At 70.1% G+C, this 14,296-nt stretch carries 15 protein-coding genes; 8 read left to right on the top strand and 7 right to left on the bottom strand.

The features are described 5' to 3' along the window. The first annotated feature begins 225 nt into the window (after positions 1 to 225). A complete protein-coding gene (locus tag VGJ24_RS02085) occupies positions 226 to 933 on the top strand; it encodes a hypothetical protein (protein WP_331498816.1) in 708 nt (235 codons plus the stop codon). Between the two features lie 72 nt (positions 934 to 1,005). Here VGJ24_RS02085 and VGJ24_RS02080 read toward each other — a convergent pair whose 3' ends face one another. After that, positions 1,006 to 1,959: a hypothetical protein gene (locus VGJ24_RS02080; protein ID WP_331498815.1), complete on the bottom strand. Its 954-nt coding sequence runs from the start codon at positions 1,957 to 1,959 to the stop codon at positions 1,006 to 1,008. A 109-nt stretch (positions 1,960 to 2,068) separates the two neighbouring features. Here VGJ24_RS02080 and VGJ24_RS02075 point away from each other — a divergent pair, with 109 nt between their 5' ends. Continuing rightward, positions 2,069 to 2,464, top strand: a complete 396-nt coding sequence (locus VGJ24_RS02075) for a DUF3054 domain-containing protein (RefSeq protein WP_331498814.1) — start codon at positions 2,069 to 2,071, stop codon at positions 2,462 to 2,464. A 278-nt stretch (positions 2,465 to 2,742) separates the two neighbouring features. Here VGJ24_RS02075 and VGJ24_RS02070 read toward each other — a convergent pair whose 3' ends face one another. The 3 genes from VGJ24_RS02070 to VGJ24_RS02060 form a co-directional block, all read right to left on the bottom strand. Further along, positions 2,743 to 3,699 (bottom strand): hypothetical protein, encoded by a 957-nt coding sequence (locus tag VGJ24_RS02070; RefSeq protein ID WP_331498813.1) that lies wholly within the window; start codon positions 3,697 to 3,699, stop codon positions 2,743 to 2,745. Positions 3,700 to 3,834: 135 nt separating this feature from the next. Beyond that, complete coding sequence (locus tag VGJ24_RS02065; RefSeq protein WP_331498812.1) at positions 3,835 to 6,045, bottom strand: CocE/NonD family hydrolase; 2,211 nt, start codon at positions 6,043 to 6,045, stop codon at positions 3,835 to 3,837. Positions 6,046 to 6,160: 115 nt separating this feature from the next. Further along, on the bottom strand, positions 6,161 to 6,589 hold the full coding sequence (locus tag VGJ24_RS02060; protein WP_331498811.1) for a DUF898 family protein: 429 nt from the start codon (positions 6,587 to 6,589) through the stop codon (positions 6,161 to 6,163). Between the two features lie 178 nt (positions 6,590 to 6,767). Here VGJ24_RS02060 and VGJ24_RS02055 point away from each other — a divergent pair, with 178 nt between their 5' ends. The 3 genes from VGJ24_RS02055 to VGJ24_RS02045 all read left to right on the top strand — a co-directional run bounded on the left by VGJ24_RS02055 (position 6,768) and on the right by VGJ24_RS02045 (position 9,951). Beyond that, entirely contained in the window at positions 6,768 to 7,394 is a 627-nt protein-coding gene (locus VGJ24_RS02055; protein ID WP_331498810.1) for a hypothetical protein, read from the top strand. Between the two features lie 151 nt (positions 7,395 to 7,545). Next, positions 7,546 to 9,204: an APC family permease gene (locus VGJ24_RS02050; RefSeq protein WP_331498809.1), complete on the top strand. Its 1,659-nt coding sequence runs from the start codon at positions 7,546 to 7,548 to the stop codon at positions 9,202 to 9,204. 9 nt (positions 9,205 to 9,213) lie between these two features. After that, positions 9,214 to 9,951, top strand: coding sequence for a DUF5995 family protein (locus tag VGJ24_RS02045; protein WP_331498808.1), 738 nt, complete (start codon positions 9,214 to 9,216; stop codon positions 9,949 to 9,951). Here VGJ24_RS02045 and VGJ24_RS02040 read toward each other — a convergent pair. Together VGJ24_RS02040 and VGJ24_RS02035 are read right to left on the bottom strand one after the other, a co-directional pair. Continuing rightward, positions 9,948 to 10,835, bottom strand: coding sequence for a hypothetical protein (locus VGJ24_RS02040; RefSeq protein WP_331498807.1), 888 nt, complete (start codon positions 10,833 to 10,835; stop codon positions 9,948 to 9,950). The two genes, VGJ24_RS02045 and VGJ24_RS02040, sit on opposite strands and share 4 nt — an antisense overlap. A gap of 119 nt (positions 10,836 to 10,954) precedes the next feature. Next, on the bottom strand, positions 10,955 to 11,170 hold the full coding sequence (locus VGJ24_RS02035) for a hypothetical protein (RefSeq protein ID WP_331498806.1): 216 nt from the start codon (positions 11,168 to 11,170) through the stop codon (positions 10,955 to 10,957). A gap of 128 nt (positions 11,171 to 11,298) precedes the next feature. Here VGJ24_RS02035 and VGJ24_RS02030 point away from each other — a divergent pair, with 128 nt between their 5' ends. Beyond that, positions 11,299 to 11,748 carry a DUF2237 domain-containing protein gene (locus tag VGJ24_RS02030; RefSeq protein ID WP_331498804.1) on the top strand — a complete coding sequence of 150 codons (450 nt, stop codon included), beginning with the start codon at positions 11,299 to 11,301 and terminating at the stop codon, positions 11,746 to 11,748. 116 nt (positions 11,749 to 11,864) lie between these two features. Continuing rightward, the gene (locus VGJ24_RS02025; RefSeq protein WP_331498803.1) at positions 11,865 to 13,169 is read left to right on the top strand and encodes a lanthionine synthetase LanC family protein; all 1,305 of its coding nucleotides are present in this window, start codon (positions 11,865 to 11,867) and stop codon (positions 13,167 to 13,169) included. A 2-nt stretch (positions 13,170 to 13,171) separates the two neighbouring features. On the opposite strand, the gene VGJ24_RS02020 is transcribed toward VGJ24_RS02025, so the two are convergent. Continuing rightward, complete coding sequence (locus VGJ24_RS02020; RefSeq protein ID WP_331498802.1) at positions 13,172 to 13,357, bottom strand: DUF1918 domain-containing protein; 186 nt, start codon at positions 13,355 to 13,357, stop codon at positions 13,172 to 13,174. A 242-nt stretch (positions 13,358 to 13,599) separates the two neighbouring features. Between VGJ24_RS02020 and VGJ24_RS02015 the strand changes: the two genes are divergently transcribed. After that, a partial coding sequence (locus tag VGJ24_RS02015) for an LLM class flavin-dependent oxidoreductase (RefSeq protein ID WP_331498801.1) occupies positions 13,600 to 14,296 on the top strand: 697 nt, incomplete at its 3' end.

The following is a 14,296-nucleotide window of genomic DNA, read 5'->3' as shown; positions in this document are numbered from 1 at the left end:
TCATCACCTGCCCAGTGGGCCTGCGCAGTTTCAGCTCAAGGTAAGCCGACGTGGCTCATCGTGGAACGTGACATCACTCGTTCAGGTCGCTTCGTGATGCGACACACGCTGTTCCCTGTTGTCCTGCTACTTCTCTTCGGCTCATTCCAGGCACTTCTTGCCCCGTCGGCGACCGCCGCCGATTGCAGCGGGACTGGTGGGCTCACGGGCGTAGCTGTCGGTTGCGTGAAGTCCGGGTCCGACACCAGCGACTACGTCGCCGGGCACTCCGACCACACGTACTCCCTCCGGCCGGCCTGTGGCGTCGGCGGACTGGCGCTCTGCGCCGACCCCGCGACCTGCAACATCGAGGGCCACGACGGGTACCTGTTCAACATCTACGAGGACGGGAAACGCACCCCACTCGACTGGCAGGCCTGCCTGACCGAGCAGGAGGCCAAGCGCCTCGGAGGGCTCACCCCGGGCCTGGTCCAGCACGCGTTCGAACGCCTGGCCTGGCCGGCATCGGACCTCGTCGTCCAGCCACCGAACGGCAAGACGCTGGTCAACTTCGACACGAACTTCTACACCACCAACGCCCACCCCACGACCCGGACCGTGACCCTGCTCGGGCAGCAGGTGACCATCGAGGCCACCCCGACCGAGTACACCTGGCACTTCGCCAGTGACGGCGGCAGTGACGGCGGCAGTGACGGCGGCAGTGACGACGGTGACCTCGCCACCAGCGACCCCGGCGCGCCGTACCCCGACCTCCGCATCACCCACCGCTACGCCCGCGTGGGTGGAGTCCGGCCCAGCGTGGACACCACCTACGCCGGCCGCTACCGGGTCGGCAACGGCCCCTGGCGGGCCATCCCGGACACCCTGACCGTCCCCGGTGCCGCCGTCGATCTCCGGGTCGTGAGCGCGACCCCGCACCTCGTCGGCTACTGAACCCGAGACCACAGTTCCCCGCATGCACCGAAGTGGCCCCGCGCACCGGGGATCCGGGGCCTGAACGGTGCATCATCCCGCCTTGCGGCCCCCGCCGAGGCCGTCGTGCCCGGGGAAGTGCGGCCGCCAGCCGTCAGCGGGCCGGGCCGGGAGACCGGGCAAGCGCCGTTCACGCAGCACCCGGAAGACTCGCTCGATCGTCTGCGCCGGCTCCTGGTAGATCCCGCGGGAGACGACGACGATGATCCGCCACCTGTCATTGTCGATTCCCTCGCGGCGTGGCAGGTCGGCCGCCCACTGTTCGATGCGTTCGACATGGTGGCGCCCGTCGTACTCCACGATCACTCGTACGTCGGGCCAGCTGAGGTCGTAGCGGCGGAGGGGCTGGCCGTCAACCTCACGGACGGTGTGGTTGATCCGAGGCTCCGGGACGCCTGCCAGTACCAGCAGCATGCGTAGCCGGGTCTCCATGGGCGAGTCGACATCCTTCCGGACGTACGACGCGGCGCGGCGCGCCAACGCGGCGCCGGGTCCGCGGAAGCCGGCGCAGAAGGTGACGAGCCGCTCGGGCGTGGTCCGCTGGTGTCGGACGAGGTGGTCGCCGACGACCACCAGATCGACGAGGCCGATCAACGAGGCGAGCTGGCCGAAGGTGTCCAGCGGCGACGCGCAGCGCAGTCCCTCCACGAGCTGCACGTCACTGTCGAGATCGACGTGACACACCAGGTCCTCCCGTCGTCGGCGACGCTGTGTCGCTCGGCGTACCGAGACGTGTTCCTCCGCCACGACCGGGATCGGCAGAGCCAGCAGTCTCGCGGCGGAAGCGTGGGTCGCGAAAGCGTCATCCCCGCAGACGAGGAGAGCCGCGGCGATGCGCTCGTCACGGTCCACGGTCGCCGATGCCGCGACGAAGACACCTCGGAGGATCCGGCGGAACCCTGGCCCGCGCAGCGCCTTGGCGCTCACCCCCGCCCGAAGGGCCTGCGCGCGAGTGAAGGGTCGAGAGGTGTCGAGCTTCTGGTCCACCGGGCCATCGTCGCCGGTCTCGAGGACTCGGGTCGGCCGTCATCCACAGGGCCTCGACTCACATCGACCCATCCTGCCCTGGTTGCCGCGTCCTGCAAGACTCGCGCGCATGCCGCCGACCACCCGTCGCCTCGACTGGCCGATCGCCGTGGCCGCCGACGCGGTCGCGGTGCTGTTGTTCGCGCTGATCGGCCGCGCCAACCACGACGAGTCGACCAGCGTCCACGGCGTCTGGCACACGGCGTGGCCGTTCCTGCTGGGAGCCGGACTCGGGCTGGCCCTGACGGCGTACTCGCGGCTGCGGCCGACCGCGATCCGGGCCGGCGTGCGCGTCTGGGTGTGGGCCGTCGTGATCGGGCTCGTCGTGCGCTCGGCGAGCGGCGGTGGCACGGCTCCCGCCTTCGTGGTCGTGGCCGCGATCGTGCTCGGCGTCTTCCTGGTGGGCTGGCGGGTCGCCCTCACCTGGCGGTCGTGGCGCTCCCGGTGGCATCGCCTGAGCCCCTGAGCACCCACAACCCACCCTTGTGGATGGACCCGACCGCCTGGCCCACGACCTACGGTGAGTACCTCAACCGCTACGGCTTGCTACGGAGGACACGCTCGGTTCGTGAGGGCCGCGGCGGGTGAGGACGATGAGGGCCCGGCCGCCACGGGGGTGTCCGGGCTCTCGTCATCGTGCGACATCTCGCGACCGGCTTCAGCCGGCGAACGGGTCCGGAGATGGCACCTCCCCCGGCCGTCGCCGGGGGAGGAGTCCGGAGAAACCCGGAAAGACCGGTTGGCTCAGCGGAGCGCGGCCGCGAGGGTGCGCACCGAGAGGTTCTGCGGGTAGTTGATCGTGGTCGCGTCGCGCGGGATCTCGGGGTGCAGCGGCGAGTGCATCCGCACCCAGCGGCGGTACCCGATCGCGGTCATCGACTGGTAGTGGAAGTGCCGCTCACGCAGGCCACGCTCCACCTCGAGGCTCAGCCCGTCGGCGATCAGCAGCCCGTGTACGGCGCCCAGCCGCGACTCGGCACGCAGCCAGTCCACGGACAGCGCGAGCTGGTCGAGAGCACCGATGCCGACCGCGGTCGTCTTGTTCTCCACGACCAGCCAGTCGTCGGCCGCGCCCTTCTCGCAGTCCTGCGTGAAGCGCAGCAACAGGTCGGCCCGCCGGCCGTCGACGAACATGTGCTGCTGCCCGCGGGTCCCGTCCATCTCGTCGTTCGCGAGACGGACCGGGAAGCCGAGCTTGTGCAGGATGTCGAGCCGCGCGAGCAGCCAGCCCTCGAACGCGTCGCGGTTGGGCAGGGCCCAGACCGGATACGTGCTCGGGCGCCCCTCGGCGTCCGGACCGAACGTCGCGAGCCACGCGTCGAGGACCTTCAGGAACCTCTCGGCGTCGGCGTCCTCGATCGACAGCCGGTCCATGCATCGGGCCAGCAGCCCGAACCGGCCGATCATCGGATACCGGGACACGGTCTCGATCGGCAGCATCAACGTGTCCGCGAGCTCGGCCTCGGTGACGTCGACGCTCTCCGGCAGCTGCCACTGTCCGTCACCCAGCCGCAGCAGCAGCCGGTCGAGGACCGGGCACCCGAGCCGGCCGATCACCAACGGTGGTGCCACCACCGAGATGTCGTCGGTCAAGCACTCGTCGACTGTTTCGTGCGCCGCCGTCGTGAAGGTCGAGACCTTGTCGTACGACTCCCCCGTCGCCTTCATCACGGCGTTGATGACCTTGTCGGCCTCAGCCATTCGCCACACCCCCCCAGATGTTGAGTGCCAGGGTAATGAACGATCGGAGGAAAACACCTGACCCACCGAGGCCACGGGGATTTCTTTACCTTGCTGTTTTCCTTTCCTGGCTCGACCAGGACCGGACCAGGCGGCTCAGCCGGGGTAAGTGCGACAGGGTTGGGATCGCAGGGACCGACACGGCGGCGCGGTCTTGGGTACGGCGATCCCCGGCACCACCGACAGCACCAGCGACGAGGCGTGACGCCGGCCGGTGCCGATCTTCACCCGCTGCCCGTGATCGATGGTCCGGAACGCCCACAACGGCTTGGCGCCCCCAGGGGCGTCGATGGTGATCCGGAGCCGATCGCCGACCCGGAAGGGCTGGGCGAAGGCCGGGATCTCGATCCGCAGCTTCCGGTACTTCCCGCGCGGCATGTCGCGAGCGTCGCGGCGCCGATCGGTGTGCACCGGTCGGAGCACCGTCGACGCCTTGGTGTCGAGTCGGCGATGACTGGCGCGCAGCCACCCGGTCTGGACGTAGACCTCGCTACCGTTGGGCCGGACGTCGCTGACCGTCGCCTCGAGGTCGACGTCACGAGCATGTGTCTTCACCCAGAGGTCCAGCGAGCCACCCCCGATGACGACCGTGTTCTTCTTCATCGGCCGGGTGATCCAGCCGAGGCCGGTGCCCTTCGGGATCTGTCGCCAGTGGTACTTCGGGTGGGCTCTCCAGATGCCGCTGCTCGAGCCGGAGTAGTCGGTCGCGGGCAGGGCCGACGGGTCGGCCGAGAACGACTTCGACGTGCCACCGTGCTTCGGCTCGCTGTGCATCAGCCTGCCGTCGGTGCGCAGGAAGAAGCGGGTCGGCTTGCGCTGCGGCACCGGCCACGAGTCGAACGAGCGGACGAAGCGCGGCAGCGGAGCCCCGGACGGCTCGCCCTTCGCGGCCCCCTCCTCGAACAGCACCCGGATGTGCTTCTGGGACTGGAACAGGTGCTTGGCCTTGGCGTAGCTCATCCCCTGGTAGTCGTTCTGCTGGGGCAGCGACAAACCGGTGACCCCGGTCAGCGACGCCGCCAGCACCGGCGCCACGAACGCTTTCAGCCCGGTCGGCACGCGGCGGCCGACGTAGAGGTCGAGGAAGTCGGCGTACCGGCCGAACTCACCGAGGCTCAGCGACTCCGTGTGAGAGCCGTTGGACATGGTCGCGTAGAAGTGCGGCGAGCTGCGGAACTTGTGCAGGAACGCCGGGAAGTGGCCGCCGGTCTGCTCGTCCTGCCAGGCCCCCGCGAGGTACACGGGCACGTTGATGCGATGGACGAACCGGCTCGGGTCGATCTTCTGGTAGTAGGTCTTGTTGTCGAACGGGTTGTCCTCGATCAGCGCGACCGGGTCGGGGTTCTGCAGCCGGACCAGCTGGTTGGCATCGCACTCGGGGCTGTTCATCCCGTGCTCCCAGCCCTCGCCGAACGGCTTGGCGTCCGCGGCGCGCTGAGATGCCCACGGCTCGGCGAAGCCGGTGTTGAGGATGCCGCCCGGCCACAGCGTGCCGCGGTAGCTGTCGTCGATGATCGAGAGCGGGGTGATCGCCGACAGGTGCGGCGGCCGGGTGCGCGCGACGTACAGCTGCTCGATGCCGGGGTAGGAGATGCCGACCATGCCCACCTTGTGGAACTTCGCCCACGGCTGTGCGGCGATGGTCTCGATCGCGTCGTACCCGTCGAGGCTCTGCACCGGCTCGAACGGCAGGAACGAGCCGCCCGAGCAGCCGGTGCCGCGGATGTTCACGCCGACATAGGCGAAGCCGAGCGCGTTGAAGAGCCGGGGGAACGTCGTCTCGGCCGGGTTGCTCGGGTCGTAGCCGCTGTACTCGACGACGGTCGGGTACGGCGGGGAGCCGAAGCTCGGGAACGAGACGTTGGCCGACAGCGTCGTGCCGTCGCGGGTCTTGATGAAGCCGAAGCCGTTGTTGAGGGTCTGCGTCTTGTAGAACGCGTGGGGCGGCGGCGCGGCGTGCATGCCGGTCACCCGCACCGGGCCCACGGTCTCGCTCTGGTCGGTGGTCTGCACGGTGTAGCTGCCGGGACGCAGCTGACGCCACATCAGGCTGCCCTGGGAGTCGACCGTCCCCTTGGCGACCGGCGTCGTGCCGTGCAGCAGGCGCAGCTCGAGGCCGGGCGTCGCGTCGAGCACCTCGACCTGGTTGGTGCCGGGTCGCAGCTCCCACGACGGCGGTGCGGTGGCGGGTGCGGTGGCCGGTGCGGTCGCGGAGGCGGTCTGGCCGAGCGTCAGGGTGGTCAGGGCCAGCGCGAGAGCCGCGAGGACGGCGAGCAGGGCGCGCACGAGCGCCGTACGAGGGGGCATGCTCCGGATCGTGCCACGGGCCGCCGACCTCGGTACGGCTCGGTCGCGGGCGTGTCAGGGCACGCTGTCGGGCAGGTGGTCGGGCAGGTGGTCGGGCAGGTGGTCGGGCAGGCTGTCAGGGGAGGGGTTGCGGCAGCCCGGGCTCGGCGAAGAAGGCCAGGTGAGCGCGCACCGGCGCCACCAGCGGGCGCACGTACTCCGGCTCGGGATCCGCCTCGACGCGCCACAGGGCGCGGTAGTCGGTGTTCTCCCAGGCCCAGCGCATCACCCGCGGAAACACGACGAAGCCGTAGATGCCGAGCGTGAGCACGACACACGGCCACCAGCGGACCCAGTCGCTCATCAGGTCGCCGGCACGGCCGGTGAACACGACCCGGCTCCCACCGAGCACGAGGTGTTGGGCGTTCCATCGCTTCACGAGCACCAGCGCGTAGGGGACCCCGAAGCCGAGGGTGAGGACGGTGATCACAAGGGCCCCCAGGCGGGTGCGGACATAGCCGATGCCGTCGCCGTCGAAGTCGAAGCGACCCGAGTTCTCAGTCATCCCGAGATACCCCCTGCATCTCGTGCGGCACCAGCGCGTGCAGCGGTGCGGAGGGCCCCCTGCCCTCGGGAGAGAGACGCGCGAACCCCGCGACGATGACGCGAGCCGGTGGGCCGTGACCGAACCGTCGGCTGACTTTCGCCGCGGCCGCGTGGTCATCGACGGGCACAATGCCGGAGTGAGCGAGCACGCGCGCCGACGCACCTGGTGGTGGGCCTACCTGGCGGCCGTCCTGACGCTGCTCTACCTGTGGGCCGGCTACGTCGAGGGATGGACGTGGACAGGTCTCTCGCGGCCGGTGACGCTGTGGGACTGGCTCGAGGGCTTGGCGCTTCCGGTCACGGTCGCCCTCGTGCCGCTCCTGCTGCGTCACCGTGAGCATCTCGGCCGTCCACATCGGGTGACGGTCGCGGCCATGCTGGTCGCGTTCGCGGCTCTGGTGCTGGCCGGCTATCTCGTGCCCTGGGCCTGGACCGGCTTCACCGGCAACACGTTGTGGGACTGGCTGAGCCTCGCCCTGCTCCCGCTGGTGCTCGCCACCGCCGCGCTCTGGCGTCCGCCGCCACGCTGGACAGCGCGGCACACGTTGCTCGTCACGATCGGTGCGCTGGTCGCTCTGGTCCTGGTGTTCGCCGGTTACCTGGTGCCGTGGGCCTGGACCGGGTTCACCGGCAACACCGCGTGGGACTGGATCAAGCTGCTGCTGCTCCCCGTGCTCCTGCCCACGGTCGTGCTGCCGCCACTGCTCGACGCCGCCGAGGAGTGGGTGGCACCGGCCACCGAGGACCGACTCCCGGACGACTGATTCCGGCGCGAGAGGCTCTTCCACAGGAGGATTCGACGGGTCTATGGTTCGATCCGCCGCGCGCTCGTGGCGGGCGGGGCTCAGACCGGGGTGGGCCAGGACTGATGTGCCGCGTCCGGGTGGCCGCGGCCCGAGCACTCCGGAGCGTCCCGTGAGCCATGCTGCCGAACCCGCCCCATCCAACCCTGCCGCATCGAACCCGGGCGAGACCGACCAGGACGACGCCAGGCTCGCGAGCCTGGGCTACCAGCCGCAGCTGCATCGGGTCCTCGGACTGTTCGCCAACTTCTCGGTCGCGTTCACCTACCTCTCGCCCATGGTGGGGATCTACTCCCTGTTCGTGCTGGGCCTCGGCACCGGCGGACCGGCGTACATCTGGCTGAACTTCATCCCGATCATCGGGATGCTGTTCGTCGCGCTGGTCTTCGGTGAGCTGGCCAGCCACTACCCGGTCGCGGGTGCGCTCTACCAGTACTCGAAGTTCTCCGTCGGTCCCGGCTACGGCTGGTTCGTCGGCTGGTTCTACGGCTTCGCGCTGCTGATCACGGTCGCCGCGGTCGACACCGGCGTGGTCGGCTACTTCGCCGCCCTCACGCACAACTGGTTCCACTGGAACCTCGACCCTTCCGATCACTTCACGATCCTGTGGATCACGGTGCTGCTCCTGCTGATCCAGACCATCCTCAACATCACCGGCGCCCAGGTGATGGGTCGCGTCGCGCAGTTCGGGGTGTACGTCGAGATCGTGGGCACCTTCGGGATCGCGATCATCCTGGCGATCCACGGCTTCCACCACGGGCTCGGCTACCTCTTCACCACCCAGGGCGTGACGCACGCGGCCACGAACCCGCTGGCTCTCGACTTCCACGGCAGCTGGCTGGGGGCCGCGCTGATCGCGGTGCTCGCGCCGGTCTACATCTACTACGGCTTCGAGTCGGCCGGCGACATCTCCGAGGAGACCAAGGACGCCGGCCGCCAGGTGCCGCGGGCGATGCGGCTGGCCGTGATCTGGGGCGGGATCGGCTCGATCGTCCTGACAGCGGCACTCCTGCTGGCCATCCCCGGCGACGGCGCCAAGGGCGTCGGCGACGCGGTCGCCGGCGGCGTCCCGTCCATCCTCGGTCAGCTGCCGTCCGGCGTGCAGGACTTCCTGCTGCTGATGATCATCTTCGCGTTCTTCTCCTGCGGTACGTCGATCCAGGGCGCCGGCAGCCGACTCTTGTTCTCCTACTCCCGTGACGAGGCACTGCCCGCGTCGTCCTGGCTCTCGCGCGTCCACTCGCGCTTCGGGACACCGGTCAACGCGCTGATCGCGGGCGCGGTGGTCACGGTGCTGTTCGTGCTGCTGGTGTTCGCCTCGCCGGCCCAGGACAAGCACTTCCTCTTCATCACCTACCCGGGCGGGGTCAACGCCCTGGTGGCGCTGGTGTCCTTCGGCGTCAGCGGCATCTACCTGTCCTTCCTGCTGACGGTGATCGCCGCGTGGGTGGCTCGAGCCCGGGGCTGGGTGCCCGAGGGCCGCTTCACGCTCGGGCGCTGGGGCACGACCGTCACCGTGATCGCGACTCTCTACCTCGGCCTGATGCTGATCAACGTCGTGCTGCCGACCGGCCTGTCGTCACCACGGGCGTACTTCAACCTGGACTGGATCACCCTGCTGGTGATGTTCGTGATCGCGGTCGTCGGCGCGATCTACTTCTTCTCCGCCCGGCCCGATCGCGGCGTACGCCATCACCTGCACGACGAGCTCGAGCCCACGGGCTCGGAGCGGGCGGCGCCACCCGAGACACCACCCGAGACGCCGGCGTAGGAGACGCTCGTGTCGGGGCCCGTCGAGACCGTCGTTCGCAGCATGCAGGAACGGCTCGACGGGCTCACGCCCGAGCAGGCGTACCTCCGCGAGTTCCTCGGCACCTACCAGCGCACGACGCTCGCGGTCGGGAAGGCGGTCGACGCCGGTGAGTTCGAGGACCCGGAGTGGGTCGAGGCGTGGGACGTCGCCTTCGCGGAGCTGTACGTCGTCGCGCTCGACGCCCATCTGTCGGGCGGCAGGCCGTCGCGCCCGTGGCGACTCGCGTTCGATGCCCCGCCCGACCTGCCGGCGCTGCGGCATGTGCTCCTCGGCATCAACGCCCACGTCAACTATGACCTGCCCCAGGCGTTGCTGACCGTGATCTCGGACGACGACTTCGCGCAGCCGTCCCTGATGGCGTCGCGTCGCCGCGACCACGAGCGGATCGACCGCGTGCTCGCGTCCCGGGTGGCCGCCGAGGACGCCGAGCTGGCCGTGCACGGCCGGTCGTTGACCGATCGGGTGCTCCAGCCGCTGAACCGGATCTCGTCCAAGCGCTTCCTGCGCGAGTCGCGGATGAAGGTCTGGCACAACACGACCGAGCTGCAGGCCGCCCGCCTCGTCGGCGCCGCGGCGTACGACGTGCGGCTGGGCGAGCTGGAGGTGCTCAGTGCCGCCCGGATAGACGACCTGCTGGCGCCGGGGCAGGTGCTGCTGCGTCTGGCCGTTGCGGGCTTCGGGGTGACGCTGCCTCCGCCGGACTAGACCGCGCGGCCCCGCCGGCCGAGCTCGTCGAGGCCACGCGGGCCGGGGGCGGGCCGGGGATGGTGCTCGTAGGTCAGCCAGAGGTACGCCGACCCGGCCAGCACCAGCAGGGTGCCGAGCAAGAGCGGCCAGGCCAGGGCGTGGCTGCCGATCAGCTCGTCGCGGGCCCGCACCGCGGCGATCAGCATCAGCACCAGCATCACTGACTCGACCTGGAGCATGACCCGCACCGACGTCCAGCGCGGGTCGAACCACACGCCGACACCCGCCCCGCCGAGGCAGAACGTCGCCCCGATCACGCGGCCGGTGAGCGGCGTCAGGGGCCACGGCCAGAGATCGTTCATGGCTCCCGGTGCCAGGAAGAGGACCACCCCCGTGCCGAGTGCGAGGAGTCCGACGACGGCCACGACCCAGCGCTCGAGCGGCCGGAGCAGGACGTCGCCCGCGGCCGCGGGCGCGCCGTACCGGCGGTTGGCGAGCCAGGCGCCGATCACCAGGAACGGCGCGGTGAAGTACAGGCCGGCCCAGAGCCAGAAGGCCAGGTGATCGTGCAGGAACAGGTCCCAGTGCAGGAGCGTCGCGACACCGAGCAGGCTCGCGAACGCGGTCACCGCCAGAAAGCCCGTGCCGACCTCGTGCCAGTGTCGGGAGCGGGCGACGCGGAGGAAGAAGTACGCGCCGCCGAGGTACGCCGACGCCAGCACCATCGACGTCATCGAGACCGCGATGTGCCACGACCAGAGCCGCGCCGTGTGGTCGGGGAAGAGGTAGAGGATGACGAAGGCGACCAGGAGGAACGGGACGATGAACAGCGAGAGCCCGCGTGTGTAGGCCAGGACCCGGTCGTCCCGCTGGCCGTCCGGCTGCTCGTCGACTGCGTCCATCGCGACCTCCCAGGCTCACGCCCGAGACGCTCGGCGGAACGAAGTTCCGACGAGTCAGGAGAATACCGAAGTCGCACCGCCTCGCCCGGAGCGATCTGCGGCGACATCGAGCGGAATGTTCAGCCGGCCACGTCAGCCCGGGAGAAGCGGCCCGAGGACCACACGTGGTACGCCGAGTCCAGCAGCCTCGCGAGCTCGGGCTTCTCGGGGTGCGGCTCGTCGGTGACCAGGTCCCAGTAGCCGATCTTCCTGCCGTCGGCGAGCGTGACGTAGAGCCGGTCCTTGCCGTACTTGCGCCATCGGGCGATGGTCACGTCGGGTGACACCTGCGCCATGGGAACCCCCGTTCCGGGCTTTTCTACGTGGTCCGGAGGCGCCTGTCATCGGAATCGGGCAAAGTCCGGCCGAACGGGCCGTGAATTCGTCCGCACGGGCCTGGGGTGCCGGACGGCATCATGGGGACATGGCCGTGCCTACCTCCGGGCCTACCTCCGGGCCTACTTCCGGGCCTACCTCCGGGCCCTCGCCCGAGCTCAACGTCCTCGGCGGACCGCTGGAGCCCTGCGGTACCGACCCGATGACCGGGTTCTACCGTGACGGGAGTTGCTCGTGCGGCGACGAGGACATCGGGTTGCACGCCGTCTGCGCGGTGGTGACCGAGGAGTTCCTCGAGCAGCAGCGGTCGATCGGCAACGACCTGGTGACGCCGATGCCCGAGTTCGCCTTCCCCGGCCTGGAGGCCGGCGACCGCTGGTGCGTGGTGGCCGTGCGGTGGCTGGAGGCGTACCGAGAGGGCGTCGCCGCGCCCGTCGTACTGGCGTCGACGAACGCGCGTGCCCTCGAGGTGATCCCGCTCTCGGTGCTGAAGGAGCACGCGGTCGACGTCCCGCCAGATGTCAGCGGCCTGATCTGAGGCCCGATGATGCCGGGCCACCTGCTGGCTCCGCAGTTCATCCTCGGGGCGATCCTGCCGCGCCGTCGCGAGTACGTCGCGCGCGCCCCTGACGCCGACCGTGCCAGGATCGGCCGGTGGCCCACGAACCAGCCGTCTATCGCGATCTCGCCGAACGATCCTGGTCCTGGGTCCTCACGCAGGTGCGCGCGAACGACGACGGCCTGTGGCTGCCGGAGAACCCCGAGCAGGCCGAGCCGGGTGAGCACCCCTACGGCCTGCACTCCGGGGTCGGTGGTCTCGCGCACGTCCTGTCGGAGGTCGGGCTGACCCGCGAGCTGGGCTCGCAAGAGCTGCTCCTGGCGGACGGCATCGCGGAGACGTTGGTCCAGCGGATCGCCGAGGAGACCGAGTACGACTACTTCGACGGACTCACCAGCACCCTCGGGGTCCTCACCGCTCTCGGCGCCCCGGGGAGCGAGCTGGCGGTCGCGCGACTGACCGAGCTCGCCACACCGGACGGATGGCAGCCGTCGTGGCTCGGACCGCCACGTGCGGTGCCCGAAGGTCGCTGCAACGACGTCACCCTCGGCACCGCCGCCGTTCTGCTCGGCGCCGTCTGGGCGCTCCGGTACGGCGTGCCCGGCGCCGCCGAGCTCGCCGACCACGCGGCCGACGTGCTCCTGGCAGAGAAGCTGGAGGTGTCGACCGGTCTGGACTGGCGCTTCGTCCCGGATCGGTTCGTGCTCGAGCCACGCAGCCAGATGCCGAACTGGTCGCACGGCCTGGCCGGCATCGCCGGGTCACTCGCGGCCGCCGGGATGGCCCTCGCCCGCCCGGACCTCGTCGACGCCGCGCGACTCGGGGCAGAGCACCTGGTGACGCTCGCCGACACCAGCGACGGCGGGATGCGCGTCCCACACGTCGTCCCCGTCCACGAGGACCTCGACACCTTCACCTACTCGTGGTGCCACGGCCCGGCCGGCACGTCCCTGCTGTTCGCGGGGCTCGCCGGCGCCGGGGTCCCCGAGGTGGCCGGGCGCACGCCGTACGACTGGGAGCGCGCGTGCCTGCGGTCGCTTCGCCTCTCGGGGATCCCCGAGCGCGTGAGCCCGGGCTTCTGGGACAACGACGGTCGCTGCTGCGGTACGGCGGGCGTCGGCGACATCGTCCTCAACGTCTGGCAACGGCACGGACTCGACGACGACCTGGCCTTCGCGGTGACCCTGGGTGAGGCGTTGGTCGAACGTTCGATCAACGACGGCGACCACGCCTACTGGCGCTTCGTCGAGCATCGCAACGAGGACCCGCTCAACCCACCCGGCCCCGGCTGGATGCAGGGAGCCGCCGGCATCGCGGCGTACCTCTTCCGTCTCGCCCGCCTCCTCGACCAGGGCCGGGACGCCGAGGCCGTCGCCCGCATGGACACCTGGTGGGCCTGAACTCAGCCCGGATGGGTGATGTGGGCGTCCGGCCCGGGGTAGTTCATGCCCTCGTGCCCGTCCTCCCACCGCACGACGTACGGCGGCGCTCCGTCCGCTCCCCGTACCTCGAGAATCTCGCCTTCGCGCCGCGGCGAGCCGACCGTGTTGCTCTCCACCACCAGGTGGTCGCCGACCTTGGCCTGCATCGCGACACCCCCTCCCGTCTCTGTCGTTGACCTTTGTGCTCGATCTCAGGACTCGATGACTCCACGATCGTCCTGCTCGGCCCGCACAGCAAGGGCAGCGGGCCACCGACACCGGACCGTGCGGTGGCCGGTACGGACGGGCGGGAATCATGGAGCCCCTGCGGGCGTTGGCCGGGTAGTTGAATCCGAAACGACCGATGCGCGATGACCAGGCACGAAACGACCCAGGCAGGATGAGAGACATGCAGTTCGGCATCTTCACCGTCGGCGACGTGACGCCCGACCCGACGACGGGCCGGACGCCGACCGAGCACGAGCGGATCAAGGCGACGATCGCGATCGCTGCGAAGGCCGAGGAGGTCGGGCTCGACGTCGTGGCGGTCGGCGAGCACCACAACCCGCCGTTCATCGCGTCCGCCCCGACCACGACGCTGGCGTTCGTCGCCGCGCAGACCGAACGGCTGATCCTCTCGACCTCGACGACGCTGATCACCACGACCGACCCGGTACTGATCGCGGAGAACTACGCCAAGCTCCAGCACCTCTCCGACGGCCGTGTCGACCTGATGATGGGCCGCGGCAACACCGGCCCGGTCTACCCGTGGTTCGGCAAGGACATCCGCGACGGCATCGAGCTCGCGATCGAGAACTACCACCTGCTCCACCGCCTCTGGCACGAGGACGTCGTGGACTGGGAGGGCAAGTTCCGTACGCCGCTCCAGGGCTTCACGTCCACGCCGCGACCGCTGGACGGCGTACCCCCGTTCGTCTGGCACGGTTCGATCCGCTCCCCCGAGATCGCCGAGCAGGCGGCGTACTACGGCGACGGGTTCTTCGCCAACCACATCTTCTGGCCGCCCTCGCACACCCGGCGGCTGGTCGACCTCTACCGCCGTCGCTTCGAGCACTACGGCCACGGCCGGGCAGACCAGGCCATCG

The sequence above is a fragment of the Nocardioides sp. genome (assembly GCF_036493135.1).
In the GTDB taxonomy this organism is placed as follows: Bacteria; Actinomycetota; Actinomycetes; order Propionibacteriales; family Nocardioidaceae; genus Nocardioides.
This window is presented reverse-complemented; position numbering and strand designations above follow the sequence as displayed.

What these genes read in the sequence shown, in the direction of transcription:
- VGJ24_RS02030 (WP_331498804.1), top strand. Translation starts at nt 11,299, where the DNA reads ATGGCCGTGCCTACCTCCGGGCCTACCTCCGGGCCTACTTCCGGGCCT.
- VGJ24_RS02075 (WP_331498814.1), top strand. Translation starts at nt 2,069, where the DNA reads ATGCCGCCGACCACCCGTCGCCTCGACTGGCCGATCGCCGTGGCCGCC.
- VGJ24_RS02070 (WP_331498813.1), bottom strand. Translation starts at nt 3,699, where the DNA reads ATGGCTGAGGCCGACAAGGTCATCAACGCCGTGATGAAGGCGACGGGG.
- VGJ24_RS02035 (WP_331498806.1), bottom strand. Translation starts at nt 11,170, where the DNA reads ATGGCGCAGGTGTCACCCGACGTGACCATCGCCCGATGGCGCAAGTAC.
- VGJ24_RS02060 (WP_331498811.1), bottom strand. Translation starts at nt 6,589, where the DNA reads ATGACTGAGAACTCGGGTCGCTTCGACTTCGACGGCGACGGCATCGGC.
- VGJ24_RS02020 (WP_331498802.1), bottom strand. Translation starts at nt 13,357, where the DNA reads ATGCAGGCCAAGGTCGGCGACCACCTGGTGGTGGAGAGCAACACGGTC.
- VGJ24_RS02040 (WP_331498807.1), bottom strand. Translation starts at nt 10,835, where the DNA reads ATGGACGCAGTCGACGAGCAGCCGGACGGCCAGCGGGACGACCGGGTC.
- VGJ24_RS02065 (WP_331498812.1), bottom strand. Translation starts at nt 6,045, where the DNA reads ATGCCCCCTCGTACGGCGCTCGTGCGCGCCCTGCTCGCCGTCCTCGCG.